This is a genomic window from Acidovorax temperans (assembly GCF_006716905.1).
GTDB lineage: Bacteria > Pseudomonadota > Gammaproteobacteria > Burkholderiales > Burkholderiaceae_C > Acidovorax > Acidovorax temperans.
In genome coordinates this window covers 155,288-181,153 of the sequence record NZ_VFPV01000003.1, presented here as the reverse complement: position 1 = coordinate 181,153, position 25,866 = coordinate 155,288, and the positions used below count along the sequence as shown (strand labels likewise).

Annotated in this window: 26 protein-coding genes and 2 pseudogenes; 16 read left to right on the top strand and 12 right to left on the bottom strand. The window is 63.4% G+C overall.

Going from position 1 to position 25,866, the window contains the following annotated elements; translation table 11 throughout:
- Positions 1–122 precede the first annotated feature (122 nt).
- The 4 genes from BDD18_RS15725 (at position 123) to BDD18_RS15710 (ending at position 3,176) form a co-directional block, all read left to right on the top strand.
- On the top strand, positions 123–665 hold the full coding sequence (locus tag BDD18_RS15725; RefSeq protein ID WP_142084320.1) for a BON domain-containing protein: 543 nt from the start codon (positions 123–125) through the stop codon (positions 663–665).
- A 41-nt stretch (positions 666–706) separates the two neighbouring features.
- Positions 707–1,945: a PLP-dependent transferase gene (locus BDD18_RS15720; protein ID WP_142084318.1), complete on the top strand. Its 1,239-nt coding sequence runs from the start codon at positions 707–709 to the stop codon at positions 1,943–1,945.
- 177 nt (positions 1,946–2,122) lie between these two features.
- Positions 2,123–2,938 (top strand): DUF2189 domain-containing protein, encoded by an 816-nt coding sequence (locus tag BDD18_RS15715; protein ID WP_142084316.1) that lies wholly within the window; start codon positions 2,123–2,125, stop codon positions 2,936–2,938.
- 58 nt (positions 2,939–2,996) lie between these two features.
- Positions 2,997–3,176 carry a hypothetical protein gene (locus tag BDD18_RS15710; protein ID WP_142084315.1) on the top strand — a complete coding sequence of 60 codons (180 nt, stop codon included), beginning with the start codon at positions 2,997–2,999 and terminating at the stop codon, positions 3,174–3,176.
- Positions 3,177–3,286: 110 nt separating this feature from the next.
- Here the strand turns inward: BDD18_RS15710 and BDD18_RS15705 are convergent, their stop codons facing one another.
- Complete coding sequence (locus tag BDD18_RS15705) at positions 3,287–3,922, bottom strand: arylesterase (protein ID WP_170207415.1); 636 nt, start codon at positions 3,920–3,922, stop codon at positions 3,287–3,289.
- Positions 3,923–3,982: 60 nt separating this feature from the next.
- Here BDD18_RS15705 and BDD18_RS15700 point away from each other — a divergent pair, with 60 nt between their 5' ends.
- A complete protein-coding gene (locus BDD18_RS15700; protein ID WP_066784428.1) occupies positions 3,983–4,678 on the top strand; it encodes an ABC transporter ATP-binding protein in 696 nt (231 codons plus the stop codon).
- 141 nt (positions 4,679–4,819) lie between these two features.
- The gene (rlmB, locus tag BDD18_RS15695) at positions 4,820–5,569 is read left to right on the top strand and encodes a 23S rRNA (guanosine(2251)-2'-O)-methyltransferase RlmB (protein ID WP_044395219.1); all 750 of its coding nucleotides are present in this window, start codon (positions 4,820–4,822) and stop codon (positions 5,567–5,569) included.
- Between the two features lie 60 nt (positions 5,570–5,629).
- On the opposite strand, the gene BDD18_RS15690 is transcribed toward rlmB, so the two are convergent.
- The 3 genes from BDD18_RS15690 to BDD18_RS15680 form a co-directional block, all read right to left on the bottom strand.
- Entirely contained in the window at positions 5,630–6,235 is a 606-nt protein-coding gene (locus BDD18_RS15690) for a chromate transporter (protein WP_142084311.1), read from the bottom strand.
- Complete coding sequence (locus tag BDD18_RS15685; RefSeq protein WP_142084309.1) at positions 6,232–6,834, bottom strand: chromate transporter; 603 nt, start codon at positions 6,832–6,834, stop codon at positions 6,232–6,234. The genes BDD18_RS15690 and BDD18_RS15685 overlap by 4 nt, the downstream gene beginning before the upstream one ends.
- A gap of 238 nt (positions 6,835–7,072) precedes the next feature.
- On the bottom strand, positions 7,073–7,360 hold the full coding sequence (locus tag BDD18_RS15680) for a 7(1) septoil knot domain-containing protein (RefSeq protein ID WP_044395222.1): 288 nt from the start codon (positions 7,358–7,360) through the stop codon (positions 7,073–7,075).
- Between the two features lie 219 nt (positions 7,361–7,579).
- Between BDD18_RS15680 and BDD18_RS15675 the strand changes: the two genes are divergently transcribed.
- A complete protein-coding gene (locus tag BDD18_RS15675) occupies positions 7,580–8,713 on the top strand; it encodes an NAD(P)/FAD-dependent oxidoreductase (RefSeq protein ID WP_142084308.1) in 1,134 nt (377 codons plus the stop codon).
- A gap of 42 nt (positions 8,714–8,755) precedes the next feature.
- Here BDD18_RS15675 and BDD18_RS15670 read toward each other — a convergent pair.
- The 4 genes and pseudogenes from BDD18_RS15670 to BDD18_RS15655 form a co-directional block, all read right to left on the bottom strand.
- Positions 8,756–8,970: pseudogene (locus tag BDD18_RS15670) on the bottom strand (YjfB family protein).
- A 76-nt stretch (positions 8,971–9,046) separates the two neighbouring features.
- Positions 9,047–10,462, bottom strand: a complete 1,416-nt coding sequence (locus BDD18_RS15665) for a dihydrolipoyl dehydrogenase (RefSeq protein WP_142084306.1) — start codon at positions 10,460–10,462, stop codon at positions 9,047–9,049.
- A gap of 92 nt (positions 10,463–10,554) precedes the next feature.
- A complete protein-coding gene (locus BDD18_RS15660; RefSeq protein ID WP_044395231.1) occupies positions 10,555–11,142 on the bottom strand; it encodes an IMPACT family protein in 588 nt (195 codons plus the stop codon).
- Between the two features lie 55 nt (positions 11,143–11,197).
- Positions 11,198–11,398 (bottom strand): annotated as a pseudogene (locus BDD18_RS15655) (GNAT family N-acetyltransferase); the annotation flags it as partial.
- Positions 11,399–11,620: 222 nt separating this feature from the next.
- Between BDD18_RS15655 and BDD18_RS15650 the strand changes: the two are divergent.
- Positions 11,621–14,038 (top strand): YgiQ family radical SAM protein, encoded by a 2,418-nt coding sequence (locus BDD18_RS15650; protein WP_142084304.1) that lies wholly within the window; start codon positions 11,621–11,623, stop codon positions 14,036–14,038.
- Positions 14,039–14,062: 24 nt separating this feature from the next.
- Here BDD18_RS15650 and BDD18_RS15645 read toward each other — a convergent pair whose 3' ends face one another.
- From BDD18_RS15645 to BDD18_RS22560, 3 genes are all read right to left on the bottom strand, one after another.
- Entirely contained in the window at positions 14,063–14,524 is a 462-nt protein-coding gene (locus BDD18_RS15645; RefSeq protein WP_142084302.1) for a hypothetical protein, read from the bottom strand.
- Positions 14,525–14,765: 241 nt separating this feature from the next.
- Complete coding sequence (locus BDD18_RS15640; RefSeq protein WP_142084300.1) at positions 14,766–15,512, bottom strand: DUF1294 domain-containing protein; 747 nt, start codon at positions 15,510–15,512, stop codon at positions 14,766–14,768.
- A gap of 17 nt (positions 15,513–15,529) precedes the next feature.
- Complete coding sequence (locus BDD18_RS22560) at positions 15,530–16,420, bottom strand: CoA transferase (RefSeq protein ID WP_244939118.1); 891 nt, start codon at positions 16,418–16,420, stop codon at positions 15,530–15,532.
- A 105-nt stretch (positions 16,421–16,525) separates the two neighbouring features.
- Between BDD18_RS22560 and BDD18_RS22555 the strand changes: the two genes are divergently transcribed.
- Entirely contained in the window at positions 16,526–16,927 is a 402-nt protein-coding gene (locus BDD18_RS22555; RefSeq protein WP_420837330.1) for a dioxygenase family protein, read from the top strand.
- Positions 16,928–17,035: 108 nt separating this feature from the next.
- On the opposite strand, the gene BDD18_RS15625 is transcribed toward BDD18_RS22555, so the two are convergent.
- Positions 17,036–18,244, bottom strand: a complete 1,209-nt coding sequence (locus BDD18_RS15625) for an amino acid aminotransferase (RefSeq protein WP_066785721.1) — start codon at positions 18,242–18,244, stop codon at positions 17,036–17,038.
- A 106-nt stretch (positions 18,245–18,350) separates the two neighbouring features.
- Here BDD18_RS15625 and uvrB point away from each other — a divergent pair, with 106 nt between their 5' ends.
- From uvrB to hscA, 7 genes are all read left to right on the top strand, one after another.
- A complete protein-coding gene (gene uvrB / locus BDD18_RS15620) occupies positions 18,351–20,441 on the top strand; it encodes an excinuclease ABC subunit UvrB (RefSeq protein ID WP_142084294.1) in 2,091 nt (696 codons plus the stop codon).
- A gap of 242 nt (positions 20,442–20,683) precedes the next feature.
- Complete coding sequence (gene iscR, locus BDD18_RS15615) at positions 20,684–21,220, top strand: Fe-S cluster assembly transcriptional regulator IscR (RefSeq protein WP_044395244.1); 537 nt, start codon at positions 20,684–20,686, stop codon at positions 21,218–21,220.
- Positions 21,221–21,324: 104 nt separating this feature from the next.
- The gene (locus BDD18_RS15610) at positions 21,325–22,545 is read left to right on the top strand and encodes an IscS subfamily cysteine desulfurase (protein ID WP_044395273.1); all 1,221 of its coding nucleotides are present in this window, start codon (positions 21,325–21,327) and stop codon (positions 22,543–22,545) included.
- Positions 22,546–22,577: 32 nt separating this feature from the next.
- Positions 22,578–22,973, top strand: coding sequence for a Fe-S cluster assembly scaffold IscU (gene iscU, locus BDD18_RS15605; RefSeq protein ID WP_044395246.1), 396 nt, complete (start codon positions 22,578–22,580; stop codon positions 22,971–22,973).
- A 4-nt stretch (positions 22,974–22,977) separates the two neighbouring features.
- Positions 22,978–23,301, top strand: coding sequence for an iron-sulfur cluster assembly protein IscA (gene iscA, locus BDD18_RS15600; RefSeq protein ID WP_066691893.1), 324 nt, complete (start codon positions 22,978–22,980; stop codon positions 23,299–23,301).
- 103 nt (positions 23,302–23,404) lie between these two features.
- Entirely contained in the window at positions 23,405–23,923 is a 519-nt protein-coding gene (gene hscB / locus BDD18_RS15595) for a Fe-S protein assembly co-chaperone HscB (RefSeq protein ID WP_142084293.1), read from the top strand.
- A gap of 65 nt (positions 23,924–23,988) precedes the next feature.
- Positions 23,989–25,851 (top strand): Fe-S protein assembly chaperone HscA, encoded by a 1,863-nt coding sequence (gene hscA / locus BDD18_RS15590; RefSeq protein ID WP_142084291.1) that lies wholly within the window; start codon positions 23,989–23,991, stop codon positions 25,849–25,851.
- The last annotated feature ends 15 nt before the right edge of the window (positions 25,852–25,866 follow it).

Sequence of the window (25,866 nt, the reverse complement as noted above, 5' to 3'; positions counted from 1 at the left end):
CGCGTTCTTGGGCTGACGGGTGGCTTCAGCCGCGTCCTACACGGTTTTGGCAGGCATCCCACACGGCCGGGGGCTAGGCCTGCCTACAGTCTCTCCATCTTTGTCATTACGAGGAACTTGTCATGAACATCAACGGATTGAACCCACAGGAAGTCACCACCTCTCGCCCCCAATGCAGCAAGGTTGCTCGCATTGCCTCCATTCTGGCCGTGAGCGCGCTGGCCTTGGGCTTGACCGCATGTGGCCGCAACGAAGAGCCCACCGTGGGGCAGCGCCTGGATTCTGCTGTCGAAAAAACAGAACAAGCCGCGGCAGACGCGAGGGCGAAAACCGAGGCTGCCATGGAAAAGGCTGATGCCCGCATGGACCAAAGCGCTGAGCGCGCCGAAGCCATGGCGAAGGACCTGGGTGAATCTGCCAAGCAGGCCGCCAACGCCGCGATGGACAAGGTGGACGATGCGACCATCACCGCTCAGGTGTCTGCGGGCCTGGCCAAAGACCCGGATCTGAGTGCCGTCAAGATCAACGTGGACACCAAAAACGGTGCCGTCACCCTCAATGGCCCAGCGCCCAACCTGGCCGCCAAAGACCGCGCACAGACCATCGCCAAGAGCATCAAGGGCGTCACTTCCGTGACCAATTTGCTGGTGATTTCTGGCGGTTAAAGACTGCCATGGGTCGGTGCAGGTGGCGCTAACATGCACGCATGAAAGCATCAGCCCCTGCACCCCACATCTCCACCCGCCTCATCCACCACGCCTACACGCCCCCCGCTGAGTTCGCAGCGCCCCAACCGGGCGTGTTCAAAGCCTCCACCGTCATCTTCCCCAACGTTGCCGCCATGCGCGCCCGCGATTGGAAAGACAAGAGCGGCTACACCTACGGCCTGCACGGCACGCCCACCACCTTTTTGCTGGAAGAACGTTTGTGCGAGCTGGAAGGCGGCACCGAATGCGTGCTCGTGCCCAGCGGTTTGGCTGCCATTGCCACCGTGGGTTTGGCATTGCTGAAAGCGGGCGATGAAGTTCTGATCCCCGACAACGCGTACGGCCCAGGCAAAGACTTTGCCGTGGTGGAACTGGCACGTTATGGCATCACCCACGCATTTTTCGATGCCTTGAATCCTGACGACCTGGCCCAGCGCATTACGCCCAAAACGCGGCTGGTCTGGCTGGAAGCCCCTGGCTCTGTGACCATGGAGTTTCCTGATCTGATTGCCCAGGTGCACATTTGCTGTGAGCGTGGGGTTCTCACGGCTCTGGACAACACCTGGGGCGCCGGATTGGCTTTTGCGCCATTTGATTTTCTGGGCGATGGCTCACTGGGTGTGGATGTGTCTGCCCACGCGCTCACCAAATACCCCAGCGGCGGTGGTGACGTGCTGATGGGCAGTGTGATGACCCGGTCGAACGCTCTGCACATGAAGATCAAGCTCACGCATATGCGGCTGGGCTTGGGGGTGGGGGCAAATGACGTCGAGGCGGTTTTGCGCTCATTGCCCAGCGTGGAGCTTCGCTATGCCGCGCACGACCGCGTGGCCCGCGAATTGGCCCATTGGCTGCAAACCCAGCCCGCCATTGCACAGGTGCTGCATCCGGCCATTGAAGGCTCGCCCGGCCATGAACATTGGCGCGCCTTGTGCGGCGCAGCCAACGCGGGGCAGGGCGCGGCGGCCGGGTTGTTCAGTGTGATGATCGATGCACGCTACAGCCAGGCGCAGGTGGATGCGTTCTGCGATGCGCTGCGTTTGTTCAAGCTGGGTTACAGCTGGGGCGGCCCGATCAGCCTGGTGGTGCCCTACAACCTGCCGAGCATGCGCAGCGGCCCCACACCGCACCTGAAGCCGGGCACCTTGGTGCGCTTTGCGATTGGCCTGGAAGCCGCCCCGGATTTGCGTGCCGACCTGGCCCAGGCGCTTGAGGTGATGGAGCGCGCTCCAGCCTGATCACCACGGCACAGAACCCCCAGACATCTTGTGCAGAGATGCAGGGGCGCGCGGAGGGCGGGGGGAGGGGCGGGGTGGTAGTTTCCTCAGTGGTAAAGCACGGCAGGCTGCATTACGGTGTGGTCAGCGCCCACTTGATGTGGGTTAAGTCCTCGTTTTACCTCGCAGTGCCCCCTCATGTCAGACACCCCCGTCCCCGAGGTTCCTCCCACCCGCGATGCTGCCCCCATCGTTCTGCAGCGTCTGACGTTGGCAGACCCCTTCCGCTGGCTGGCACAGGGCATTCAGGATTTGCGCGCTGCGCCGGGTATTGCCGTGTTTTACGGCCTGTGTTTCTGGTTCATGGCGATGGTGCTGGGCTGGGTGTTCCGCACGCGGCCGGAATACACGATGTCCCTGGCCAGTGGCTGTCTGCTGGTTGGGCCCTTTCTGGCGATGGGGTTGTACGAAACCAGCCGCCGGCGCGAAGCAGGCATTCCGCCACAGCTCAGCGAGTCCCTGACTTGCTGGGACAGCCACATGGGCAGCATGGGCATGCTGGTCTTGGTGCTCATCGTGCTGGAGTTGTTGTGGGGCCGGGCGTCGCTGGTGGTGTTTGCCGTGTTCTTCAACACGGGCATGCCGTCCACCACGGGCGTGTTGCAGGCGGTGTTCAACCGTGAGAACTGGAGCTTTGTCGCGGTGTACTCGGCAGTGGGCGGGGTGTTTGCTGCCCTGGTGTTCTCCACCTCGGTGGTGTCCATTCCCATGATCCTTGACCGCGACACCGATGCCCTGACGGCTGGGATCACCAGCATTCGCGTGGTGCTGGAGAACCCCTTGACGATGCTGCTGTGGGGTGCTCTCATCACTTTGCTGGTGGGCGCATCATTGTGGGCGGGCAGTGTGGCATTGGTGCTGGTGGGGCCGCTGCTGGGCCATGCCAGTTGGCATGCCTACCGTGCCGCTGTGCAGCGCGTGCCTGCCGCTGCCATGCAGCCCGAATTGGCTTGAGCCTTGGCCCCGAAAGCCAAGCTGTTACAGTGGGCCTCTACTTCAGAAAGCAAACACCTTGGCAACACCTAACTACGGATACGAAAAACGCCAGCGCGAACTCGCTAAGAAACAAAAAAAAGAAGAGAAGCTGAGAGCCAAAGCACAACGCCGGCCGGACGATCCGCAGACGGGAAACGCTGAGGGCGATCAGGATGCAGCGCCCTCCGCAGCACCCAGTGAAGGCACGAACAACTGACACTTTGGGCCCGGCGCGCAGAAGGTTTTTTCTGGTGCCCAGGCAAAGTCTCGCTCACAAGCCCCGCAACCGCTGGTTTCAGCGTTTGCAGGGCTTTTTGTTTTGGCGCGTCAGCGCAGCATTTTCTTCAGCTCTGGCCACACATTGGCCAGCATGAGCGGGTGGGCCTCGGCCTTGGGGTGAATGCGGTCGGGCTGGAACATGCCGGCGGGGTCGGCTTCATCGGCCACACCTTTGAGGAAGAACGGCACCACCGCCGCTTTCTGCGCCTTGGCCACCGTTTCAAACAGCGCGGCAAAGCGGTTGGCGTAATCGGTGCCGTAGTTGGGCGGCACCTGCATGCCCACCAGCAGCACTTTGGCGCCCGCTTTCTGGGCGGCCTGGGTCATGAAGGTCAGGTTGTCCTGGGTGTTTTGCAGCGGCAGCCCGCGCAGCGCGTCGTTGCCACCCAGTTCGATTACCACATGGCTGGGCTGGTGCTGCTGGAGCAGCGCCGCTATGCGCGAGCGGCCGCCCGAGGTGGTTTCGCCGCTCACGCTGGCGTTGACCACAGACGCGCTGATCTTGTCGGCAGCCAATTGCTTTTCCAGCAGGGCCACCCAGCCCGAGCCGCGCGGCAAACCGTACTCGGCGCTCAACGAGTCGCCCAGCACCAGAATGACCGCTGACTTGGCTGCTTTGGGGGCTGCGCGCGCTGTGGTTTGGGCCCCGATGCCAGGCGCGTAAATCCCCATGGCGGCAGCCATGGAGGCGGTGAGGATAAAGTGACGCCGATGCAGATCGCGAATCAAAGTAAAGAGCCTTTCATGCCTGAATCTCCCTCGTTGCCCGTAACGCCCATTATTGCTGTCGAGCATGTGTTCAAGTCGGTGACGGACTCCACCGGGACGCTGGACATTTTGCGGGATATTGATTTCCGTCTGGCGCCAAGGGAGACGGCGGCCATCGTGGGGGCCTCGGGCTCGGGCAAGAGCACGCTGCTGTCCATCATTGCCGGGCTGGACACCCCCACACGCGGCACGGTGCGGCTGGATGGGCAAGACCTGTTCGCGCTGAGCGAGGACGACCGGGCCGCCCTGCGGGCGCAAAAGGTGGGCTTTGTCTTCCAGAGCTTTCAGCTCATGGGCAACCTCACCGCGCTCGAAAACGTGATGCTGCCTTTGGAGTTGGCCGAACGGCGCGATGCCCGCAAGGCCGCTGCCGAGATGCTGGAGCGTGTGGGCCTGGGCCAGCGCCTGGGGCATTACCCCAAAGTGCTCTCGGGCGGCGAGCAGCAGCGCGTGGCCCTGGCGCGTGCCTTTGTGGTGCAGCCCGCTTTATTGCTGGCCGACGAGCCGACCGGTAGCCTGGACTTTGCGACGGGTGAATCCATCATGCGGCTGATGTTTGAACTCAACCGCGAATTGGGAACCACGCTGGTGCTCGTGACCCACGACCGGGCTATCGCCGCGCAGTGTGAGCGGCGCATCACCATCGACGCAGGGCGTGTGGCCGAGGGTTGATGGGTTTTTTGCCCTTGGCGCTTATCCTTCAAGCGCAAGCAGCTATTGATTTAATAGCAATTCTTTGCGCGAAGTGAAATGCCAGCGCTTTGGCTGCGTGGCCCCGGAAGGGGGCCGCGCCAGGGCAACGATAATCCCCGCATGTCCTCCCCCAAAGTTCTCTTCGGCTTTCATGCCGTGGGCGTGCGCCTGAAGACCGCGCCCCAATCGATCATCGAGATTTATTACGAAGCCACGCGCCGCGATGCGCGCATGCGGCAGTTTCTGGACCGCGCCAAAGAGGCCGGTGCCCGCCTGATCGAAGCCGACAGCGTTCGCATCGCCAAGCTGGCGGGCAGCCACGGCCACCAGGGCGTTGCAGCGCGCGTGGAGCCCGTGGCCCAGATCACCTCGCTGGACGAGCTGCTGGAGAACCTGGAAGCCGCAGGCATCGAGCAGCCCTTGCTGCTGGTGCTGGACGGCGTGACCGACCCGCACAACCTGGGCGCGTGCCTGCGCGTGGCAGACGGTGCCGGTGCGCACGCAGTGATTGCCCCCAAGGACCATGCCGTGGGCATCAACGCCACCGTGGCCAAGGTGGCCAGCGGCGCGGCTGAAACCATGCCCTACTTCATGGTGACCAACCTGGCGCGCACCCTGAACGAGCTCAAGGAACGCAACATCTGGTGCATCGGCACCAGCGATGACGCGCCCAAAACCGTCTATCAGGTAGACCTCAAAGGCCCGGTGGCATTGGTGCTGGGCGCGGAGGGTGACGGCATGCGCCAGCTCACCCGCAAAACCTGCGATGAACTGGTCTCCATCCCGATGAAGGGCGCGGTCGAGAGCCTGAATGTTTCGGTGGCCAGCGGTGTTTGCCTGTACGAGGCACTGCGCCAGCGTTCGCTGTAAACCCGCCCAAGGCTGGTAGCCCTGCTACCGGCTTGGGCCAGGGCTGGCGGCCCCGGCCGTTCAGATCCAGCCCATGCCCCCGGCCACGGCGCCGGCCCCCAGCATCCACAGCAGGTGCAGCTTGGTGCGCCACACCAGCAGGGTGGTGGCGGCCGTGATGGCCCACAGCGGCCAGTTGGCCAGTTCAGGGCCATGGGCATGTGTCAGCACCCATGCCGTGGCCAGCAGCAAGCCAATGACCACCGGAGCCATGCCCTGCTTGAAGGCGCGCACGCTGCGCCGGTTGCGGTTGCGGTGCCCCCAGCGGGTGGCCTGCCAGGTCAGCAGGCTGCTGGGCAACATCACACCCACCATGCACACCAGAATGCCCAGCAGGCCCAGCGCCGAGCCTGCGGCGCCCGGGCCACCGGCGTTGATGCCGATGTTCCACCCCAGCAGGGCAATGAACAGCACATTGGGGCCTGGCGCGGCCTGCGCGATGGCGATGGAGGCGTTGAACTGTGGATCGGTGAGCCAGGCGTTGCGCTCCACCAGAAAACGGTGCATGTCCGGCGCGGTGCTGATGGCCCCGCCCACCGCCAGCAGCGACAGCGACAGGTAGTACAGGAACAGTTGCAACCAGTCCCACGAAGAAAGGGCCACGATGGCGGGCGCAGCGGTGGTCATGGGGCGATCTTTCTCCAGGTCAGCACGCAGGCGAGCAGGCCCACGCTGGGCAAGGTCCAGAACAGGGGCCAGCGCAACACCGCCATGGCAATCACCGTGAGCGCGACCAGACCTACACAGACCGCCAGGCCCAACGGGTGCTTGCGCAAGGTGGACGAGAGCTTGAGGCCCATGCCAGCAATCAGCCCGGCGGCTACCGCCCCCATGCCCCGCAACGCGCCAGCCACCGCGGGCTGGGAGGCAAACTGGGCATACACCACGGCCACCGCCAGCACCAGAATGAGTGGGAAGGTCAACATGCCCGCCAGGGCCGCCACGGCGCCGCGCCAGCCAAAGTAGCGTTCGCCAATCATGATGGAGAGGTTCACCACGTTGGGGCCCGGCATGATCTGGGCCACCGCCCAGTCTTCCACGAACTCGTCGTTCGTCATCCAGCGTTTTTTCTCGACCAGTTCGCGTTGCACCACGGCCAGCACGCCGCCAAAACCTTGCAGCGCCAGCCAGGTGAAGGACCAGAACAGATCGGCGCAGTCGCGCGGCTGGGGGCGGGGGGCGGCGGGGTCGGTGCCAGCAGCGGTCACATCAAGGGCGTCGGCCATGGGGTTGGGGCAAAATTGGCCTCTGGCGCTTATCCATCAAGCGCAAGCAGCTATCAAATCAAGAGCAGACCTGCGACTCGGCTGGCCTGTCAGGGCAGCGCAGAGCGCCCTGACAAGGCGCAGAGCCAGGCCGCGTCAAGCCTGCGATGTTAGCCCGCAAAGCAGGGCCGAGCGCTCGGTTGCCCTTCGCATTGCGGCAAGGCCGGGGCGATGAATGGCGCGCCCCGGCCGCAGCCGCTCACTTCCCCAGTTTGCCTTCCAGCACATGCCCCTGCGTGCGCCAGCCCGCCTGCGCCAGGTGCTTGACCTTGAAGATGCGCAGATCCGCCTGGGCTTCGTACTTCACCTTGAAAATCTTGAAGGTGGCCTGGCTTTCATAGTGAACCATGTGCCACACGGCGTCGCCTGTGGCCTGCTGTTCGTAAGGTACCTCCAGGACGGCAAGGTCCGCCTGGCTTTCATATGGGGTTTCAAACACTTTGGCGTCGGCCTGGTTTTCGTACTTCACGACGAGGACTTGTGCCATGGGTCAGTTCCTGTGACGGGGTGAATGGGTGCCACGGGTCAGCACCCGAACGATGCCCATCAGGGTACCGCGCAAGCGCTAATCCTGGTCCACCGGCTGGACAAGCGAGCCGTTTGGTTGCCCTATCGGCATGCGCACGCCGCGCTACCATGTGCCCACGCGGTCCCAGCGCATCCGCTGGGCGCCTTCCTAACGCACCCCACCACAGCGACGCAACCCATGCAGACAGCAGACTACATCGTCATTGGCGCCGGTATTGCAGGCGCTTCCATTGCCTGGCAGCTTGTACAAGACGGCCGCAGCAGCGTGCTGCTGCTGGAGCGGGAATCGCAGCCCGGCTATCACACCACCGGGCGCTCGGCTGCGCTGTACATGGCCACGTATGGCACGCCCAACATCCAGGCCCTGACGCGTGCCAGCCGTGCGTTCTACGACGCGCCACCGCTGGAGTTTGGCGCAGACCCCATCCTCTCGCCGCGTGGCGTGATTTACGTGGCGGGGCCAGACCAGCTGGATCTGCTCAAACGGGCCTACGACGATGCCCGTGCGGCATCCCCCAATGTGGAATGGGTGGACAAGCCCGCGCTGCTGGCCCAGCTGCCTTGCCTGAAGCCCGAGGCCGTGGCCGCTGGCATGAGCGAGCCCGAAGCGGCCGACATCGACGTGCATGCGCTGCACCAGGGCTACCTGCGCGGCCTGCGCCAGCAGGGCGGGCAGGTGCTGACCCAGGCAGAGGTGGTGGGCTTGCAAAAAGAGGGGGATGCCTGGCACGTGGCGCTGGCCGATGGCCGGCAATTGCGGGGCAGCACCATCGTCAATGCTGCAGGCGCGTGGGCGGATGTGGTGGCCGCCATGGCGGGCGTGCCACCCATTGGACTGGAGCCGCGCAGGCGCACCGCTTTCACGTTTGCCGTGCCCGAGGGGATGGACGCCAGCCATTGGCCTGCCGTGATTGGCATTGACGAGAGCTTTTACTTCAAGCCCGATGCCGGCCAGTTGCTGGGCTCGCCCGCCAATGCCGACCCCACCCATCCACACGACGTGGTGCCCGAAGAGCTGGACGTGGCCACGGGCATCTACCACATTGAAGAATTGACCACGTTCCAAATCCGCCGCCCCTCGCACACCTGGGCAGGGCTGCGCTCGTTCGTGCCCGACGGCGACATGGTGATTGGCTGGGACAACCACGTGTCCGGCTTTTTCTGGCTGGCGGGGCAGGGTGGGTACGGCATCCAGAGCGCGGCAGGGGCGTCACTGCTGGCCAAAAGACTGCTGCGGGGTGAGCCGCTGGGCCCAGAGCTGGAGGCTGAAGGCGTTGAGCTGCAGGGGCTTTCGCCAGCCAGGTTGCGTTAAGGGTGGTGCGGGGCGCGCCCGGCCGACCCTGTGAGCAGTTTCTTACGCGAAGGTGTTGAGCTGGGTGCCCAGCGTGCCCGAAGTAGCCAGCGCGGGCTGGGCATGGATTGCTGCATGGCATCGATCATGGTGGCGGCGCTTGATGCCTGAACGTCCAGCGCTTTTTTCAGCACCGCCATGTTCAAGGCGTCAGAGGTCTGAGCACTGGCAAGGTTGGTGGCGGTGGCCACGATGCTGTTGGAGAGGGCGACGTCCATGAAAGGCTCCTGCTGGGTTACACAGCCCTATCGGCTGTTTTTGCCATGCACTTGGCCGTTGTTACATCTGTCGCGCTCATTCCAGTGCCGGCACACCGATGCCGCCACAGGTGGCCAGGTCGGAATCCGCAGGCTGCGGCAGTTGCCGAGCGGCATCACGCAGGGCCGTGCGCAACCCTTCCTCGTAAGTGGGGTGGTAGAAAGGCATCGCCAGCAGGTCTCGCACCGTGAGTTTTTGCTGAACGGCCAGCGCCAGAAGATGTGCCATGTGCTCTGCCTGCGGGGTGCACATCTCCGCGCCCTGCAGGCGGCCCGTGGCATGGTCAGCGTAAATGCAGAGCCGCCCCGCGTTGCGCAGGGCAGTGCGCGCACGCCCCTGATCATGAAAACTGGCGCAACCGGTGACGGTGGTGTGGGCGTCCAGGTCCGCCCACCGGCGGCCCACGGCAGCCACCTGCGGGTCTGAAAAAACAATGGCCAGCGGCGTACGACGCCGGAACTTGCGCGGTGCACTGGCCAGCGCGTTGATGCCTGCAATGTGGCCTTCGTCGGCACCCTCGTGCAGCAAGGGCAGGTGGCCATTGGCATCGCCCGCCATGAACACGGGCAGGTTGCCGATCTGCTGGGTTTGCGGGTCTATGGATGGCAGGCCCCGTTCATCCAGCGGCACGCCCAGGGTTTCCAGCCCCAGGTGTTCGATGTTGGGCGTGCGCCCCATGGCCGCCACCACCTGATCGACCACCACGGTTTGGTTGCCGCTGCGCACCTCGATGCCGCCAGCCACCTCCCGCAGCTCCGCGGGTGCCCCGGTGTACAGCCGCATGTCGGCTTTGAGCACCTGGGCCAACTCAGTGTTAATGGCGGCGTCGCGAATGCCCGCGAAGTGGTCGCCTGTGCTGAAGGCGGACACCTGCAGCCCCAGCCGTGCCAGGGCCTGGGCCATTTCCACCCCCAGCGGGCCCATGCCGATCACGGCGATGCGTGGGCCGAGTGTGGGCTGTTCAAACAGCGTGTCGGTGGTGAGCATGCGGTCGCCAAAGGCCAGCCATGCGTCGGGCAGCAGGGGGCGCGATCCGGTGGCAATGATGATGCTGCGCGTGGCATGGGCTTTTCCGCCAATTTCTACCAGCCCGGGCCCCAGCAGCGTGGCACGGCCCGACTTTTGCGCGCTGCCCAGGTTCTGGGTGGCCTTCAAGGCCCCGGCGACCAGCTCATCGCGCAGTGCGCGCACCCGCTGCAGCACGGCGGGAAGGTCGGCCACCAGCGCCGTGGCGCCGCGCAGACCCAGTTCATTCCAGACGTGGCGCCGGTGGAGCGTGCTGGCCGCCTCGATGAGCATCTTGGAAGGCATGCAGCCCACCCGAGCGCACGTGGTGCCCCAGGGGCCGTCGTTCACGATGAGGTAGCGGTCGGTGCGCTTGCGCACCTCGCGCAGGGCTGCCAGCCCCGCGGTGCCCGCGCCGATGATGATGGTGTCCAGGGGTGCCCCCATGTGCCCTTCTCCAAAGTGAAGTGAGAGCAGCGAGTGTGAGCGGCCCATGGCTGGGCGCGTGTAGGCCTACAGCCCAAATTGGGTGAACCGCGCTAGGGTGTGACCCACCCCACGCGGCCCTGCCCGTGGTCGTTGATGCGCTGTACGAAGGCCGGTGCCTGCACTTCCGGCAAACGCAGCTGAAGGCTGACGAGCGAGCCGTGCTGCACATCGAGCAGCTGCGCTCCTGCGGCTTCCACTTCGCGGCGAATCATGCCTTCCAGTGCGTAGGGCACCTGGCATTGCAGGGTTTTCATGCGCTGCAGGGTGATCTTGGGGGCCGTGAGCAGCGCCTGTGCCACTGTATCGGTATAGGCCCGCACCAGGCCGCCCGCGCCCAGCTTCACCCCGCCAAAGTAACGCACCACGGTAGCCAGCACGCCTTCCAGGTCCTGGTGGCGCAGCACGTCCAGCATGGGCCGCCCTGCGGTGCCGCCCGGTTCGCCGTCGTCCACTGCGGCAGATTGACCACCCGCCAGCAACGCCCAGCAAATGTGTGCGGCGCCAGGGTGCTGCTTCCAGAGCGCATCTACCACGGCCTGGGCGCTGGCACGGTCAGCCATGGGCTGCACGCAGCCGATGAAGCGGCTTTTCTTGATGATGAGTTCGCTGTGGGTGGGCTCGGCCAGGGTGTAGGGCATGGGGGCGCAAGTGTACGGCGGCAAATCAGGGGGAAGTCTGCCCTGCGCAGGCGGCTTACAGTTTCAGCTCCCAGGTCTCCCCCACCAGATGCTGCTCAAAGCCCTCGTAGGGCTCGGACTTCACCAGCACAAATCCCCGCCGCGCGTAGATGTGGCGGGCGGTGGTCAGGCAGCTGTTGGTCCACAGCACCATTTTTTTGTAGCCCTTGGCGCGGGCGAAGGCGATGCACTCGTCGGTGAGCCGTGCCCCCAGCCCAGGTCGCCCGGGGCCAGTGCGCGCAGGGTGATGGGGCTTTGAGGCATGGGGTGCGTCATGGCAAGACTCAGGGATGGGGCTGCCTGCAGTATAGAAACAGGCCGCCAAGCCAAGGGGCCATCGGCCCATGCAGCGACAAAAACCGGCGGGCGCCGTAAAATCGCGGCCTCCCCACGATATGACGGTGGCCGCCAAGCTTCTTCGGCGGCCATTCCCCATTGCATGAACGCCCCCGTTGACGTCTCCTTTTTTGCGCGCGCCGCAAAGCCCTTGACCAGCTACCGTCCGTACTGGGCCAAGCGCTTCGGCACGGCCCCATTCCTGCCAATGAGCCGCGCCGAGATGGAGAAACTGGGCTGGGACAGCTGCGACATCATCCTGGTCACAGGCGATGCGTATGTGGACCACCCCAGCTTCGGCATGGCTGTGATCGGTCGCACGCTCGAAGCGCAAGGCTTTCGCGTGGGCATCATTGCCCAGCCCGACTGGCAAAGCGCCGAGCCCTTCAAGGTGCTGGGCAAGCCCAACCTGTTCTGGGGCGTGACGGCGGGCAACATGGATTCGATGATCAACCGGTACACCGCCGACCGGAAGATCCGCAGCGATGACGCCTACACCCCGGGCGACATTGGCGGCAAGCGCCCCGACCGCGCGGCCATCGTCTACAGCCAGCGCTGCCGCGAAGCATTCAAAGACGTGCCCATCGTCCTCGGTGGCATCGAAGGCAGCCTGCGCCGCATTGCGCATTACGACTACTGGAGCGACAAGGTGCGCCGCTCCATCGTGGTGGACAGCAAGTGCGACCTGCTGCTGTACGGCAACGCCGAGCGGGCCCTGGTCGAAGTGGCCCACCGCATTGCTGCCCGCGAACCTGTCGAAAAGATCACCGATGTGCGCGGCACGGCCTTTGTGCGCCGGCCTGATGATGAAAGCGGCAAGGGCTGGTTCGAGATCGATTCCACCACCGTGGACGAGCCCGGCCCGGTGGAAGCACACATCAACCCCTACATGACCACCAGCGAGCAGGCCGCCGCCCAAGGCGCCAGCTGCAGCAAGGAAGAGGGCGGTGCTACTGATTCAGGAGCTGCCAGCGCTTGTGGGACGGGCGCTAGCGGCCAAAATGACCCCAACCCTGTGATCGCGCCGATCCAGTTTGTGGCCAACCCTGCGCTCAAGTCCAAGCTCAAGGTGCCCCCGCGTGAGAAGACGGTGATCCGCCTGCCCAGCTACGAGCAGGTGAAAAGCGACCCGGTGCTCTACGCCCACGCCAACCGCGTGCTGCACCTGGAGACCAACCCCGGCAACGCCCGCGCGCTGGTGCAGGCGCATGGCGAAGGCGTGACGGCGCGCGACGTGTGGATCAACCCGCCCCCCATCCCGCTGACCACGGCTGAGATGGACTACGTGTTCGACTTGCCCTACGCCCGCAGCCCGCACCCCGCTTACGCCGACGAAAACGGCAGCCACGACGGCGCGACCAAGATCCCCGCGTGGGAGATGATCCGCTTCTCGATCAACATCATGCGCGGTTGCTTTGGCGGCTGCACCTTCTGCTCCATCACCGAGCACGAAGGCCGCATCATTCAGAGCCGGTCGGAAGATTCGATCATTCAGGAGATCGAGGACATCCGCGACAAGGTCAAGGGCTTTACCGGCACCATCAGCGACCTGGGCGGCCCCACGGCCAACATGTACCGCCTGGGCTGCCGCAGCCCCGAGATCGAGGCCGCCTGCCGCAAACCGAGCTGCGTCTACCCCGGCATCTGCCAGAACCTCACCACCGACCACGGCCCTCTCATCAAGATCTACCGCCGTGGCCGCGCGCTCAAGGGCATCAAGAAGATCCTGATCGGCTCGGGCTTGCGCTATGACCTGGCCGTGAAGTCGCCCGAATACGTGAAAGAGCTGGTGCAGCACCACGTGGGCGGCTACCTGAAGATTGCGCCCGAGCACACCGAGCAGGGCCCGCTGTCCAAGATGATGAAGCCGGGCATTGGCAACTATGAACGTTTCAAGCAGATGTTCGAGAAGTTCAGCGAAGAGGCGGGCAAGAAGCAGTTCCTGATCCCGTACTTCATCGCTGCCCACCCAGGCACCAGCGACGAGGACATGATGCACCTCGCCATCTGGCTGAAGAAGAACGGTTTCCGTGCTGACCAAGTGCAAACCTTCTACCCCAGCCCGATGGCCACAGCCACGGCCATGTACCACTCGGGCCGCAACCCCCTGACCCGTGTGCGCCGCCAGATGCGCGATGAGGCAGAAGAAACAGTGGACATCGTGCGCGGTGAAAAGCGCCGCCGCCTGCACAAGGCGTTCTTGCGCTACCACGACCCCAACAATTGGCCGCTGTTGCGCGAAGCGCTCAAGGCCATGGGCCGCGCGGATCTGATCGGGAACGGCAAGCACCACCTGATTCCGACCTTCCAGCCGTTGACGGACGGCGGCTACCAAAGTGCGCGCCGCAAGAACTCCACCCCCGTGGGGCAAAAGGCTGTAGCGGCCAAGCCGCAAGGGCAGGCCGCCAAACCGGGCCAGCCCCAAAAGGGCCGGTTGCTGACGCAGCACACAGGGCTTCCGCCCCGGGTAACGGGCAGCGGCAAGCCTTCCTTCAAGGCAGCAGCCCGCAAGCCACGTTGACAGGGCGGGTCGCGCGCGGCTCCGCTAGACCGGCCCCGCGTGTGTTCCCACCACCACCGATTGGCTTTCCTGCTCCGGCGCCTGTGGCACCAGGTCTTCAATGATGAAGGTGCGGTAGTAAAACGCCGCAGCGGCGCCCTCGGGCGCAATGGCCGCCACCACACGTTCGGGTGCGTCCTTGTCGGCCATGCGGATCAGCACACCGTGGTGGCCGGTGCCCGCCAGGTCGGCAATGCGCCGCACCATGTCGCCTTCCGCGCCCACCGATGGCAGGGGAATGTCGGTGCCCCCCAAGGTGCGAACGATTTCTTGCAGGATGAATTCAGGGCTGGCGTGTGCCAGCTCGCCCTGATGGCCGGCGCTGTGCAGCGCCGCGGCCGCCTGCCGCGCGCAGTCCTCATCGGGGAACAGCGCGAACACATGGCCGGTGGGGTAGAACACGCCGGACATGTTGGTCATGCTGGAGTCGAGGATGAGTGGCTTCATGGAGCGGTTCCCGTGGTGTTGCAGACACTGCCATTGAAGCCTGCGCGGAAAAGGTGGGGTGTAGACGCCGGGGCCCTTCGGGTGTCAGCCAGCGGTTTGACTGCGAACTGCGGGGAACGCAGCACTCGGTATCCGAGATTCACATCAAAAGCGCCTCTGGCGCCCATCCATCAATCGCCAGCAGCTATGATTTTTGGAGTGCTTGCGTGCTCACTCTGCCTGGTTTGCCACCCAGGCCAGCTCATCCAACCAGCCCCAGCAGCCAGGCTGCCAGGGCGCCGCAATGCGCCACCACCGTCAGGGCGTAGACCGCGCGAAACGCTGCTTTTTGAGACTTGTGCCGCAGCGTTTGCTGCGCCAGCCAGGCGGCAGGCCAGCCACCCACCAGGGCCAGCAGGTGCAAATGGCTTTCCTTGGTGCGCCACATGCCACGCTGCGCTGCGTTTTTGTCAGAGGCGTAGGCCAAAAACGTGAACAGGTTCAGCCCCAGGGCTGCACCCACCGCCCACAGGGGTAGGCGCTGTGCCCAAACGGCCCAGGCCAGCATGGCCATCCACACCACAGCCGTGGCGCTGATGAGCAGCAGTTCCCCGGCAGGCAAAGACGTTACCCGCTGGGTACGCCGCCGCACCTGGGCGGCTGGCCGCGAAGCCGCGCGCGGGTGTGCTCCGGTGGTGCGCTGCGCAGCGGAAGGGCCTCGGCGTGCAGACAGCGGTGCTTCGCGCGAGGCGGCGCTACCCGCACCGCGCGGGTCGGCTGCGCGGCCCGGCGCGCCCACCGCCTGCGCACTGGGGCGCACCGCCATCGCTCGTGGCCCTTTGCCGCCCACATGGATTTCTTCAAAAACCACCGCCATGCCCATGCGCGGTGCGGCAGGGCCTTGAAAGTCGCGCAGATGAAAAAACACATCGGCCACAGAGTCTGGGCTGCGGATGAAGCCGAAGGCGCGCTCGGCATCCCAGCGGGTGATTTGCCCTGTCTTTTGCATGGCTTACTTTCAGCCTTTCACGCCAGCGTGTGCAGGGGAATGTCCTGGCCCAGCGCCAGCGCGTCCAGTTGCGCGCGAGTTTGGGTGCGGATGAAATTCGCCACCGCCTCGTGCGTGGCAGGGGCACGCAGCGTGGGCCCGTCGCCCACGGCGGGCAGCCCAGCGGCTGCGCACAGGCGGGCAGCAAAGTGGGGTTCCAGCGCGGCCACGGCCACGCGGCCATCGGCGCAGGGGTAGATGCGATAGCCAGCGTGGGCGCCGCCCACATCGCCGTCGGGCGTGGTCAGGCCCCAGTGCCGGGGCTGGGCCAGCCAGGCGGCGGTGTCGGCCAGGGCCACTTCCAGCAGGGTGCCCTGGCCGGTTTGGGCGCGAACCAACAGGGCTTGCAGCACGGCCTCGCTCGCCATCAGGGCGCCGCCCATGTCGGCGTAGAGCGTGGGGGGCATTTCCGTGCCCGTGGCCAAGCCAGCGTCGGCCAGGTAGGTCAGGTCGTGGCCGGGCTCTTCGGCCCGTTCACCCGCGGCACCCACGATGCGCACCAGGGACAGGCGCGGGTAGCGGGTGTGCAAGGCATCCCACCCCAGGCCAAGTTTGATGAGGGCCGAGGGGCGGAAGGAGGTAATCAACACATCCGTGCGCTGCAGCTCGGTGTGCACGGCGGCCTGGCCTTCCTCGGTTTTGAGGTGGGCCTGCACCACGCGAATGCCCTGGTGCATGTCGGTGTAAGCCTGTGGGCTGTAAAGCGCCATGGGGTCTGCGCTGGTGTGGGGCGCGGCGGCCAGGGGTTCGAGCTTGGTGCAGGCGGCGCCCATGCGCGCGCAGCGCATGAGGGCGGCTGGGCCGGGCAGATTCAGCGCAAGGCTCAGAATGCGGGTGCCGTTCAGCGGCTGGGGAGCGGAAGAGGACATGGGTGGCATGCTGCGGTTGAAAGGGCGGGTAGGGGGAGTGATCGCTGGGGATTGCGGAACTTTGCCCGCAGTCTCCTTCAAAGGGTTATACATAAATTGTTACCGGTGCTGCAATTGAGCATGGACTACCGCCGTCCGCCTGCCGAGCACTACGTGCTGGGCCAGCAGCTTCAGCGCCTGCGCGAGCGGGGCGTGCTGATTGTGGGCAGCGGCAACATCGTGCACAACCTGCGAGCCACCCGCAGTGGAACCGCCGCCAACGAGGCATATGACTGGGCCACAGAGTTCGACACCGTGGTGCAAGACCAGATCAAGAAGGGCCAACTGGCGGCGCTGCCGAACTTCATGGGCCTGGGCGCGGTGGCCAGGCAAGCCCATCCCACGCACGAGCATTACTTGCCGTTGCTGTATGCCGCAGGGGCTGTGCAACCCTCTGAAATGCCCCGGTTCTTCAACACGGGCTACCAGTCGGCCTCGATCTCCATGCGCTCTGTGTTGTGGGGATAGCTATTGAATTGATAGCTGCTGGCGCTTGATGGATAAGCGCTAGAGGCATAAAAAGCAAAAAACCGCCCGAAGGCGGTTTTTTGTTGTGGTCAAGCGCAAGGGGGTAGATCAGATGACCTTGGCAATCGCTTGGCAGACGTAGTCGATGTTCTTGCTGTTCAGGGCGGCCACGCACATACGGCCGGTGTCGGTGCCGTACACGCCGAATTCCGTGCGCAGGCGCACCATCTGGTCCTTCGAGAGGCCGGAGTAGCTGAACATGCCGATCTGGGTGGTGATGAAGGACATGTCCTTGGTCACGCCGGCGGCCTTCAGGCCATCAACCAGCTTTTGGCGCATGGCCTTGATGCGCACGCGCATTTCGCCCAGTTCCTTTTCCCACAGGGCGCGCAGCTCGGGGTTGCCCAGCACGGCAGCCACGATGGCGCCACCGTGGGTGGGTGGGTTGGAGTAGTTGGTGCGGATGGCGATCTTGAGCTGGCTCAGCACGCGGTCGGTTTCTTCCTTGGTGCTGCCGACCACGCTCAGGGCGCCCACGCGTTCGCCGTACAGGCTGAAGCTCTTGGAGAAGCTGGTGGACACGAAGATGTTCAGGCCAGCGGCCACAAACTTGGCGATCACGGCGCCGTCTTCAGCAATGCCGTAGCCAAAGCCTTGGTACGCCATGTCCAGGAAGGCGGTGAGGTTGCGTTCCTTCACCACGGCAATCACCTGATCCCACTGGGCGGGGGTGATGTCGTAGCCGGTGGGGTTGTGGCAGCAGGCGTGCAGCAGCACGATGGTGCCTGCTGCAGCGGCCTTGAGCTTGGCCAGCATGCCGTCAAAGTTAATGCCGCCCAGGCCGCCGTTGGCGCTCTGGTCGAAGTAGGGGTAGGTGTCAACGGTGAAACCGGCGTTGGTGAACAGCGCACGGTGGTTTTCCCAGCTGGGGTCAGAGATCAGCACGGTGGCGTTGGGGCTGATCTTCTTGAGGAAGTCGGCACCGATCTTCAGGCCGCCGGTGCCGCCAATGGCTTGCACGGTGGCCACGCGGCCGCTCTTGACGACTTCGGAGTCTGCGCCAAACACCAGGCCCTTCACGGCTGCGTCATAGGCAGCGATACCGTCGATGGGCAGGTAGCCACGGGCGGTGGGCTTTTCCATCATGGTCTTTTCAGCGGCTTGCACGCACTGCAGCAGGGGCAGCTTGCCGTTGTCGTCGAAATACACACCCACGCCCAGGTTGACCTTGTTGGGGTTGGTGTCGGCGTTGAATTGTTCGTTCAGACCCAGGATAGGGTCGCGGGGGGCCATTTCGACGGCGGTGAACAGAGACATGAAAATCCTTGAAAGGTTGTCAGTAGCGAAGAATCCGGGCGTGGTGTACTGTGCCGGGTTCCGCCGATTTTAACGGGCGGCCTGCTCCATCTGTTGACCACGCCCCATGCCAGATATCACCGAAGTCATTCCTGAAAAGCAAGACGGCGAGTTCGTCCGCTTCCCAGACTCGCCGTTTGAGTTGTTTCAGCCGTACCCCCCCGCTGGCGACCAGCCTGAGGCCATCAACAAGCTGGTGGAGGGGCTGCGGGATGGCGAAGCCTTCCAGACGCTGCTGGGCGTGACTGGCTCGGGCAAGACCTTCACCATGGCCAATGTCATCGCCCGCATGGGCCGCCCGGCCATCGTTTTTGCGCCCAACAAGACCTTGGCGGCACAGCTGTACAGCGAGTTTCGAGAGTTCTTCCCCAAGAACGCGGTGGAGTATTTCGTCAGCTACTACGACTACTACCAGCCCGAAGCCTATGTGCCGCAGCGCGACCTGTTCATCGAGAAAGACAGCGCGATCAATGAGCACATCGAGCAGATGCGCCTGAGTTGCACCAAGAGCCTGATGGAACGGCGCGATGTGGTGATCGTGGCCACCGTGTCGGCCATCTACGGCATTGGCGAGCCCGAGAGCTATCACCGCATGGTGATGACGCTGCGCGTGGGGGACAAACTGGGCCAGCGCGACGTGATTGCGCAGCTCATCCGCATGCAGTACCAGCGCAACGAAGCCGATTTTTCGCGTGGCAAGTTCCGGGTGCGCGGCGACACGATCGACGTGTTCCCGGCAGAACACTCCGAGCTGGCCATCCGCATCGAGCTGTTTGATGATGAGATCGAGAGCCTTCAGCTGTTCGACCCGCTCACGGGGCGCGTCAAGCAGAAGATTCCGCGCTTTACCGTGTACCCCAGCAGCCACTACGTCACCCCGCGTGACAAGGTGCTGGCAGCGGTGGAGACCATCAAGCTGGAGTTGGCCGAGCGCCTGCAGCAACTGGTGGCCGACGGCAAATTGGTGGAAGCCCAGCGGCTGGAGCAACGCACCCGGTTTGACCTGGAAATGCTCAGCGAAGTAGGGCACTGCAAGGGCATTGAAAACTACACGCGCCACCTGTCTGGTGCAGCGCCGGGAGACCCGCCCAGCACGCTGACCGACTACATGCCCAAGGACTCCATCATGTTCCTGGACGAGAGCCACCAGATGATCGGGCAGCTGTCGGCCATGTACAACGGCGACCGCGCGCGAAAGACCACATTGGTGGAATATGGCTTTCGCCTGCCTTCGGCGCTGGACAACCGGCCGCTCAAGTTCGAGGAATTTGAGCAGCGCATGCGGCAAGCGATTTTCGTAACGGCCACTCCAGCCGACTACGAGAAAACCCACTCTGGCCAGATCGTGGATCAAGTGGTTCGTCCTACGGGGCTGGTGGACCCGGTGGTGGAGGTGCGGCCCGCCACCCATCAGGTGGACGACGTGCTGCAGGAAATCCGCATCCGCGTGGAAAAGCACGAGCGCGTGCTGATCACCACACTGACCAAGCGCATGGCCGAGCAGCTCACCGATTACCTCACTGACAACGGCGTGAAGGTGCGCTACCTGCACAGTGATGTGGACACCGTGGAGCGGGTGGAAATCATCCGCGACCTGCGGCTGGGCGCGTTCGATGTGCTGGTGGGTATCAACCTGCTGCGCGAGGGGCTGGATATTCCCGAGGTGTCGCTGGTGGCGATTCTGGACGCTGACAAGGAAGGTTTTTTGCGCGCCGAGCGCAGCCTGATCCAGACCATTGGCCGCGCGGCACGCAACCTGAATGGCCGGGCCATTTTGTATGCCGACCGCATCACCGACTCCATGAAAAAGGCCATGGACGAAACCGAGCGGCGGCGCACCAAGCAGATCGCCCACAACGAAGCCCACGGCATTACGCCGCGCGGCATTGTCAAGCGGGTAAGAGACCTGATTGACGGCGTTTACAGCGAAAAAGCGGGCAAAGACGCGGAGCGCCTGGAACAAGAGGCCATGCAAAGGGCGCAGGTGGAAGAGATGTCCGAGAAGGACATTTCGCGCGAGATCAAGCGCCTGGAGAAGCTGATGCTGGAACACGCTCGCAACCTCGAGTTCGAACAGGCAGCTCGTGTGCGAGACCAACTGACAAAACTCAAGGACCGAGCCTTCGGTGCGCCTGGAAGCGACTCGATCACGGCCTGATCCGCTTTGCCGACGTCAATACGGATCAGGGGGAATTGTGACCCGTTGGTTTTTTAACCTGAGCAATTCGATAGGGATTTGTGATATACTCTTACAAAATACTCAACAACAAAGCCCAACGATGAAGGGCTCCGTGACAGGCAAGGCTGAGCGGAGTAAGGGGCGGAGACGGTGCCCGTGCTGACCATTTGCCAGCGCAGGCAGTTTCTTTAACGAACGAGCCTCAGCACAAGGAGCTTTCCATGCGTCTCACCACCAAAGGCCGGTTCGCGGTCACCGCGATGATCGATTTGGCCCTGCGCCAAAACAATGGTCCCGTCACGCTGGCGGCCATCAGCCAGCGCCAGCAAATCTCCCTGTCTTATCTTGAGCAGCTGTTCGGCAAACTTCGCCGTCATGAACTGGTCGAGTCCACCCGTGGCCCCGGCGGCGGCTACACGCTGGCCCGCAAGGCTGGTGAGATCACCGTGGCCGACATCATTGTGTCTGTGGATGAGCCCATCGACGCCACACAGTGCGGCGGCAAAGAGAACTGCCTGGGTGAAGCTGGCCGTTGCATGACGCACGAGCTGTGGGCTTCGCTGAATCAGCGCATGGTGGAGTTTCTGGACTCCGTCACGCTGCAAAAGCTGGTGGACGAGCAGCTTGCCAAGGGCGTGCAAATTGAAGACAAGCCTATCGTGCGCCGCGCTATTTCCACCACGCCTGTGGTCAAGCCGATCCGCGTGAATGCCCCGAACTCCGTGTTCGCGCTGGGCAACGCATTCGCCAAATCCTGACAGCCATGCGAGGCGCTTGGCCTCAAAGGCCAGCAGCGCCCTGTACGTTTACCTGTTTTTGACAACCGTTTTTGCTGCCAGCCAGAAACGCAACTGAGCCAGCCATCAACATGACCCCACACTTTCCTATCTATCTCGACTACGGCGCCACCACCCCCGTGGACCCCCGCGTGGTGGACGCGATGATCCCTTGGTTGCGCGAGCACTTTGGCAACCCCGCTTCCCGCAGCCACGCCTGGGGCTGGGAAGCGGAAGAGGCCGTGGAGAAGGCGCGCGCCCAAGTGGCCGACCTGATCGGTGCGGACCCCCGTGAAATCGTGTGGACCAGTGGCGCTACTGAATCGATCAATCTGGCCCTGAAGGGCGCTGCCCAGTTCTACAAAGGCAAGGGCAAGCACCTGATCACGCTCAAGACAGAACACAAGGCTGTTCTGGACACCATGCGTGAACTGGAACGCCAAGGTTTTGAAGTGACTTACCTGGATGTGCAGGAAGATGGCCTGGTGAGCATGGACGCCCTGAAGGCTGCCATCCGCCCTGACACCATCCTGATCAGCATCCTCTTCGTGAACAACGAAATCGGTGTGATCCAGGACATTCCTGCGATCGGCGCCCTCTGCCGCGAAAAGGGCATCTTGCTGCATGTGGATGCAGCGCAGGCCACAGGCCGCGTCGAGATCGACATGAACGTGCTGCCCATCGACCTGATGAGCATGACCGCCCACAAGACCTACGGCCCCAAGGGCGTGGGCGCCCTCTACGTGCGCCGCAAGCCTCGCGTGCGTCTGGAAGCCCAGATGCATGGTGGTGGTCACGAGCGCGGCATGCGCTCGGGCACCTTGCCTACGCACCAGATCGTGGGTATGGGTGAAGCCTTCCGCATCGCCAAGGAAGAAATGGCCGAGAGCAATGCCAAGGCCCGCGCATTGCAACAGCGTCTGCTCGACGGTCTGAAGGACATCGAGCAAGTGTTCATCAACGGCAGCATGGAGCGCCGTGTGCCGCAGAACCTGAACATGAGCTTCAACTTCGTCGAAGGCGAATCGTTGATCATGGGCATCAAGGGCTTGGCTGTGTCTTCAGGCTCGGCCTGTACCTCGGCAAGCCTGGAGCCCAGCTATGTGTTGCGCGCCCTGGGCCGCAGCGACGAGCTGGCACACAGCAGCCTGCGCATGACCATCGGCCGTTTTACGACCGAAGAAGAAATTGATTACGCGATCTCCACCATCCGTGAAAACGTAGCCCGTCTGCGTGAACTCAGCCCCTTGTGGGAGATGTACAAGGATGGCGTCGATCTCAGCACCATCCAGTGGGCTGCGCACTGATCGCGCCCCGAAACGACCTAAGAGGACTTGCCATGGCTTATTCTGAAAAAGTGGTTGACCATTACGAGAATCCCCGTAACGTGGGTTCTTTCGACAAGGGTGATGAGTCGGTAGGCACCGGCATGGTGGGTGCGCCTGCCTGCGGTGATGTGATGAAGCTGCAGATCAAGGTGAACCCCCAGACGGGTGTGATTGAAGACGCGCGCTTCAAGACCTACGGCTGCGGCTCTGCGATTGCTTCTTCGTCGCTGGTGACGGAGTGGGTGAAGGGCAAGACCCTGGACGAAGCAGCGGCCCTGAAGAACAGCGTGATCGCTGAAGAGTTGGCGCTGCCGCCCGTGAAGATCCACTGCTCCATCCTCGCGGAAGATGCCATCAAGGCAGCCGTGAACGATTACAAAGCCAAGCACGCTACCCCTGCAGCCTGAAGCAATGGCCATTACCCTCACAGAAGCGGCGGCACGCCATGTCAGCAGGTACCTTGCCCGCCGCGGCAAGGGCCTGGGTGTGCGCCTAGGAGTCAAGACCACTGGCTGCTCGGGCTTGGCCTACAAGCTGGAGTACGTGGACGAGTCGGAGCCTGAGGACGTGGTCTTCGAGAACCACGGCGTCAAGGTGTTGATCGACCCCAAGAGCTTGGCCTACATCGACGGGACAGAGTTGGATTTTGTGCGTGAAGGCCTCAACGAAGGCTTCAAGTTCAACAACCCCAACGAGCGCGACCGCTGCGGCTGTGGAGAGAGCTTCCGCGTTTGACACACAGGCCTTCCGGCTTGGCTGTCCCCCATGAAACCGCCAGCGCACTGTGTGTTGGCGGTTTTTTCTTGAGCACGACTGATCTTTCTGCGAGCACTGCAGCATGAACCTGCAATCCAATGACTTTGAACTCTTTGGTGTACCTGAGCGCTTTGCTCAAGACCGGGCGACCCTGGATGCCCGCTGGAAAGAACTCCAGAAAGAAGCCCACCCCGACAAATTTGCGGCGCAAGGTCTCGCAGCCCAGCGGGTGGCGATGCAGTGGTCAGTGCGCATCAACGAGGCGTACCAGCGCTTGAAAGATCCGCTGCGGCGCGCAGCCTACCTGTGCGAGCTCCATGGGGCGCCTATCCAGGCCCACGACAACACCGCCATGCCCCCTGCGTTTCTGATGCAGCAAATGGAATGGCGCGAAGCCCTGGAAGATGCCTCAACCCCGGCTGCTGTGGATGCTCTGGAAGATGAGGTCATGCAGGCACGCAAAGCAGGTTTGGCGCGGTGTGAAGCGCTGATTGACCAACAAGGTGATTACCCGGCGGCCGCGCAGCAAGTGAGAGCCCTCATGTTCATTGCGCGATTTGCCGACGATATCGATCGCCGGCGCGAGCAACTGGGACAATAGCAGCTGTTACCTTTTCGACCTTTGGTCAACGTGCCAAGGTCACTCACGTAGAACAAACGAATTCCATGGCGCTTTTGCAGATCTCCGAGCCCGGACAGTCCCCCGACCCCCATCAGCGCCGCATTGCGGTGGGTATTGATCTGGGAACCACGCACTCCCTGGTGGCAGCCGTTCGCAACGGCGTGGCTGAATGCCTGCCCGACAGCGAAGGCCGCGTGCTGTTGCCCTCCGTAGTGCGTTATCTGGGGCAAGGTGGGCGCCAGATTGGCTACCAGGCTGTTGCCGCCCAAGCCAGTGATGCGGGCAACACGATTGCGTCGGTCAAGCGCTTCATGGGCCGCGGGTTGCAAGATGTGGCACAAGCCGGGCAATTGCCCTATGAGTTTGTGCAGTCAGCAGAAGGCGGCATGGTCAGCATTTCCACGGCCGATGGCGTGAAAACCCCCGTGGAGGTCAGCGCCGAGATCCTGGCCACACTGCGCTATCGGGCGGAAGACACCTTCAACGATGATTTGTACGGCGCTGTCATCACGGTGCCTGCGTACTTCGACGATGCCCAGCGCCAAGCGACCAAGGATGCAGCCAAGCTGGCAGGCATCAATCTGCTACGCCTTATCAACGAACCCACCGCCGCTGCCATTGCCTACGGTTTGGACAATGCCAGCGAGGGTGTGTATGCGGTGTATGACCTGGGCGGCGGTACCTTCGATATCTCTATCCTGCGACTGACGCAGGGTGTGTTCGAAGTGATTGCCACCGGCGGCGATTCTGCCTTGGGGGGGGACGACTACGATGCGGCGTTGGCCGATTGGGTGGTGTCCCAAACTGGTTGCAAGGTCCAGAGCCCTGCAGACAAAGCAGCCATTCGGCTGGCGGCGCGCGCTTGCAAGGAAGCCTTGACTGCTACAGAAAAAGTAGCATTTAGCGCTGATCTGTCGGGCGGTAGCGTGCAATTTGATGTGAATCGCGCTGATTTTGACGCAGCCACTGCCGCGCTCACCGCGCGCTCCATGGCAGCTGTGCGCAGAGCACTGCGCGACGCCCAGCTTGAACGTGAAGAGGTGAAGGGCGTTGTGATGGTGGGCGGCTCGACCCGCATGCCGCAGGTTCAACGTGCTGTGGCCGAATTTTTCGGCCGTGAACCACTGACCAACCTGAACCCTGACGAGGTCGTGGCGCTCGGCGCAGCCATCCAGGCCAACCAGCTCGCTGGGAACAACACCGCAGGCGACTTGCTGTTGCTGGACGTGATCCCCCTGTCGCTGGGCATTGAAACCATGGGCGGCCTGGTGGAACGGATCGTGGCTCGCAATGAAACCATCCCCACGGCCAAGGCACAGGACTTCACCACCTACAAAGATGGGCAAACCGCTCTCGCCATCCATGTGGTGCAGGGAGAGCGTGATCTGGTGCAAGACTGCCGCAGTCTCGCGCGCTTTGAACTGCGGGGCATTCCGCCCATGGCGGCCGGTGCTGCCCGCATTCGGGTGACGTTCACGGTGGATGCGGATGGCCTTTTGTCCGTCAGTGCGAAAGAGCAGGGCAGCGGTGTGGAAGCGCGCATTGATGTGAAGCCGTCGTATGGCCTCTCGGATGAGCAAATCGCGCGCATGCTGCAAGACGGTTTTGCCACCGCTGCGCAAGATATGCGCGCCCGCGCCGTGGTGGAAGCCCGGGTAGACGCGGACCGCATGCTGATGGCCACCCAAAGTGCACTGGATGCTGATGGTGATCTGCTCACAGCGCAGGAGCGTGCTGGCATTGACGCGCTGATGCAGACCCTGCGCGAGCAGCTCCAATCGGAGGATGCAGCAGTCATCGAAGCGGCGACCGAAGCATTGGCCAAAGGTACCGAACCTTTCGCAGCACAACGGATGAACCGAGGCATTCAGCAGGCACTGGCCGGCAAGAATGTCCAATCCCTCTAATACCAAGCACTGAAC

Bases quoted from the DNA above. Each gene is read 5' to 3' on its own strand.
- BDD18_RS15725 (WP_142084320.1), top strand. From the start codon at position 123: ATGAACATCAACGGATTGAACCCACAGGAAGTCACCACCTCTCGCCCC.
- BDD18_RS15720 (WP_142084318.1), top strand. From the start codon at position 707: ATGAAAGCATCAGCCCCTGCACCCCACATCTCCACCCGCCTCATCCAC.
- BDD18_RS15715 (WP_142084316.1), top strand. From the start codon at position 2,123: ATGTCAGACACCCCCGTCCCCGAGGTTCCTCCCACCCGCGATGCTGCC.
- BDD18_RS15705 (WP_170207415.1), bottom strand. From the start codon at position 3,922: ATGGCTGCCGCCATGGGGATTTACGCGCCTGGCATCGGGGCCCAAACC.
- BDD18_RS15700 (WP_066784428.1), top strand. From the start codon at position 3,983: ATGCCTGAATCTCCCTCGTTGCCCGTAACGCCCATTATTGCTGTCGAG.
- rlmB (WP_044395219.1), top strand. From the start codon at position 4,820: ATGTCCTCCCCCAAAGTTCTCTTCGGCTTTCATGCCGTGGGCGTGCGC.
- BDD18_RS15690 (WP_142084311.1), bottom strand. From the start codon at position 6,235: ATGACCACCGCTGCGCCCGCCATCGTGGCCCTTTCTTCGTGGGACTGG.
- BDD18_RS15685 (WP_142084309.1), bottom strand. From the start codon at position 6,834: ATGGCCGACGCCCTTGATGTGACCGCTGCTGGCACCGACCCCGCCGCC.
- BDD18_RS15680 (WP_044395222.1), bottom strand. From the start codon at position 7,360: ATGGCACAAGTCCTCGTCGTGAAGTACGAAAACCAGGCCGACGCCAAA.
- BDD18_RS15675 (WP_142084308.1), top strand. From the start codon at position 7,580: ATGCAGACAGCAGACTACATCGTCATTGGCGCCGGTATTGCAGGCGCT.
- BDD18_RS15665 (WP_142084306.1), bottom strand. From the start codon at position 10,462: ATGGGGGCACCCCTGGACACCATCATCATCGGCGCGGGCACCGCGGGG.
- BDD18_RS15660 (WP_044395231.1), bottom strand. From the start codon at position 11,142: ATGCCCTACACCCTGGCCGAGCCCACCCACAGCGAACTCATCATCAAG.
- BDD18_RS15650 (WP_142084304.1), top strand. From the start codon at position 11,621: ATGAACGCCCCCGTTGACGTCTCCTTTTTTGCGCGCGCCGCAAAGCCC.
- BDD18_RS15645 (WP_142084302.1), bottom strand. From the start codon at position 14,524: ATGAAGCCACTCATCCTCGACTCCAGCATGACCAACATGTCCGGCGTG.
- BDD18_RS15640 (WP_142084300.1), bottom strand. From the start codon at position 15,512: ATGCAAAAGACAGGGCAAATCACCCGCTGGGATGCCGAGCGCGCCTTC.
- BDD18_RS22560 (WP_244939118.1), bottom strand. From the start codon at position 16,420: ATGTCCTCTTCCGCTCCCCAGCCGCTGAACGGCACCCGCATTCTGAGC.
- BDD18_RS15625 (WP_066785721.1), bottom strand. From the start codon at position 18,244: ATGTCTCTGTTCACCGCCGTCGAAATGGCCCCCCGCGACCCTATCCTG.
- uvrB (WP_142084294.1), top strand. From the start codon at position 18,351: ATGCCAGATATCACCGAAGTCATTCCTGAAAAGCAAGACGGCGAGTTC.
- iscR (WP_044395244.1), top strand. From the start codon at position 20,684: ATGCGTCTCACCACCAAAGGCCGGTTCGCGGTCACCGCGATGATCGAT.
- iscU (WP_044395246.1), top strand. From the start codon at position 22,578: ATGGCTTATTCTGAAAAAGTGGTTGACCATTACGAGAATCCCCGTAAC.
- iscA (WP_066691893.1), top strand. From the start codon at position 22,978: ATGGCCATTACCCTCACAGAAGCGGCGGCACGCCATGTCAGCAGGTAC.
- hscB (WP_142084293.1), top strand. From the start codon at position 23,405: ATGAACCTGCAATCCAATGACTTTGAACTCTTTGGTGTACCTGAGCGC.
- hscA (WP_142084291.1), top strand. From the start codon at position 23,989: ATGGCGCTTTTGCAGATCTCCGAGCCCGGACAGTCCCCCGACCCCCAT.